The organism is Planktotalea sp. (assembly GCF_049680325.1).
Taxonomy (GTDB): Bacteria; Pseudomonadota; Alphaproteobacteria; order Rhodobacterales; family Rhodobacteraceae; genus Planktotalea.
In genome coordinates, this window is sequence record NZ_JBAUHO010000184.1 from 1 (window position 1) to 2585 (window position 2585).

The 2585-nt window shown below is 53.5% G+C and carries 4 protein-coding genes; all 4 read left to right on the plus strand.

The annotated features are described in order from the left end of the window. Positions 1–40: 40 nt before the first annotated feature. Complete coding sequence (locus WBC85_RS08390; protein WP_424435230.1) at positions 41–817, plus strand: enoyl-CoA hydratase; 777 nt, start codon at positions 41–43, stop codon at positions 815–817. Between the two features lie 11 nt (positions 818–828). Beyond that, entirely contained in the window at positions 829–1245 is a 417-nt protein-coding gene (locus tag WBC85_RS08395) for a VOC family protein (protein ID WP_424435222.1), read from the plus strand. A gap of 175 nt (positions 1246–1420) precedes the next feature. Next, positions 1421–1684: a 30S ribosomal protein S20 gene (gene rpsT, locus WBC85_RS08400; protein ID WP_025064016.1), complete on the plus strand. Its 264-nt coding sequence runs from the start codon at positions 1421–1423 to the stop codon at positions 1682–1684. A 489-nt stretch (positions 1685–2173) separates the two neighbouring features. After that, positions 2174–2585: DnaA N-terminal domain-containing protein (locus WBC85_RS08405; RefSeq protein ID WP_424435227.1), on the plus strand; the 412-nt coding region annotated here is incomplete at its 3' end.

Here is a 2585-nt window from a genome sequence, read left to right on the forward strand (position 1 = left end):
GTATGCAAGCACGTCTGAACAACAGCAAAGGGCCGCACAAATGGCTTACGAAACGATCATCCTCAACGTCGAAAACCATGTGGCAACGGTAACGCTGAACCGGCCTGATGCGTTGAATGCGCTGAATGACCAGCTGTTGACTGAATTGGCTGATTGCCTTCAATCCTGTCAGGATAATGAAAAGGTGCGTTGCATCGTGATTACAGGCTCAGAAAAGGCATTTGCTGCCGGTGCTGATATTGCGATGATGAAGGACAAAACGTTCGTCGACGCATTCGCGGGTGATCTGTTCACCGCCCAAACAGACCAGATCATGCGGATTCGCAAACCGATTATTGCTGCTGTATCCGGTTACGCGCTGGGCGGCGGTTGTGAGCTTGCCATGATGTGCGACTTTATCATCTGCTCGGAGACTGCGAAATTTGGCCAGCCCGAGATCAACCTTGGTGTTGTAGCCGGTATCGGCGGAACACAGCGTCTGACGCGCATTGTGGGGAAATCCAAAGCGATGGATATGAACCTGACGGGTCGTTTCATGGACGCAGACGAGGCAGAGCGCTCCGGTCTCGCCTCCCGCGTTGTGCCTGTGAAAAAGCTGATGGAAGAGGCGCTGGGTGCTGCCGGCAAAATAGCCGAGAAGTCCATGATTTCCGTGATGGTCGTGAAAGAGGCCGTGAACCGCGCCTATGAAGTGCCGCTGCGCGAAGGTCTGCTGTTTGAACGCCGCATGTTCCACGCAATGTTTGCGACCGAAGATCAGGCCGAGGGCATGGGCGCGTTTCTGGAGAAGCGCGAAGCGCAGTTCCGCGACCGTTAAGGTGATATCGCATGATAGCCTATGTCACAGTTGGCGCCGATGACATCGGACAGGCAAAACGGTTCTACTCTGCATTTCTTTTGCCGCTTGACTACATACTGGACGAAGGCCCCGAAGGCCTGAGCTATGCGTTGCCTGTACCTGCGGGGCAAAAGCCGGTTTTTCCGGATTTCTATGTCAAACCAACCTTTAACGGCAATCCGGCCTCTGCCGGAAACGGCGCAATGATTGCGTTTGAGGCAAGCAGCCAAGGCCAGGTGCGTGCGCTGCATGCAACGGCCCTTGCGGCGGGCGGCTCTGACGAAGGCCAACCGGGTTTCCGTGAATCATATGGACCTCATTTTAACGTCAGCTATCTTCGCGATCCTCAAGGCAACAAGATCGCGCTGTTTTCCAGCAATCCAAACGAGCCGGGCCGAGACGGTTAACCTCCGACAGGTATGCGTTGAAACAGACCCGCCTTTACAACCACACCGAATTCCCGCTATAGCCCGCCTCATACATGCGCGTGCAGCCCGCTCAGGCTAGAATCACCTATCGGTGTCCTCCCTTGCGGGAGCAGTTGTACGCATTGACACGATATATTTTGATAGGATGATCCTCATGGCCAATACACCACAAGCAAAGAAACGCGCACGTCAGAACGAAAAGCGTTTTGCGATCAACAAAGCACGCCGTTCGCGTATCCGTACATTCATCCGCAAGGTTGAAGAAGCCATCGAATCCGGTGTGAAAGACGATGCAGTAGCCGCACTGCGCGCAGCACAGCCAGAGCTGATGCGCGGCGTTACAAAAGGCGTATACCACAAGAACACAGCGTCGCGCAAAATGTCGCGTCTGGCCGCACGGGTCAAAGCAATCGCCTAAAGAATCTGACCAAGAAGTTTTTATGCAGGCGTCACCATTGGTGGCGCCTGTGTTGTTTTAGCGCCCTCTTTCACGGTGCTGTGAGATTCTTTTTGAGCAAACACAGAGTCAACAAATATGTTCTGTTGAACCACACGGTTCCCCCTTGGTAGTTAGAACATGCGAGTCACTTCGCGGGGGGACAGACCCGAAGACCTGATGCTATTTTGCTAGAGGTAGCTGATGTATTTTCGAGTTTCTTCCAAGGCCTGAATGGGCCCGTCGGAAGGTTGCAGATGCTGCTGCCAGCACATTTGCCTGTCACGTTTTAAGAACGGTTGCGTTCGTATCTATAGGTGCAAGTTTGCTCCCTTAGATCGCGCGCGCCACACTAACAGTCCGATGGACAGGGCCGGTTTCCGATGGGACCGGACAGGCCTTTTTTTGTCTTTTGGCCTGAACGAATAGTTGCCGCAGGGTGCGGCATAGATGGAATGTGGTAGGTAAAGAATGACACGGGACGAATGGGGCAACGTTAAGCAACGACTTCTTAAGACGGTCGGGCAAAACAACTACACAACATGGATTGATCCTTTGGTTTTGGGACCATCCGATTCCGGCATCGCAACCGTACATGTTCCAACCACATTTTTTGGCAATTACGTCAGCCAGAACTTTGCCGATCTTATCTTGCATGAGATGAAAGCCTTTGACCGCTCGCTTGCGCGCCTGAATTTTGAAGTGGCTGAAAAAGCCTCAAAGCCGGTGACTCGTCAGACAGACGCAATTGCCGCCAGCCGCCCGTCTGCACCCAAAGCTGCATCGACTTATACGGCGCCGCTGGAGCGTCGGTTTTCCTTTGATACTTTCGTTGTAGGCAAACCGAACGAATTGGCCCATGCCGCTGCACGCCGTGTGGCCG

Bases quoted from the DNA above. Each gene is read 5' to 3' on its own strand.
- WBC85_RS08390 (WP_424435230.1), top strand. From the start codon at position 41: ATGGCTTACGAAACGATCATCCTCAACGTCGAAAACCATGTGGCAACG.
- WBC85_RS08395 (WP_424435222.1), top strand. From the start codon at position 829: ATGATAGCCTATGTCACAGTTGGCGCCGATGACATCGGACAGGCAAAA.
- rpsT (WP_025064016.1), top strand. From the start codon at position 1,421: ATGGCCAATACACCACAAGCAAAGAAACGCGCACGTCAGAACGAAAAG.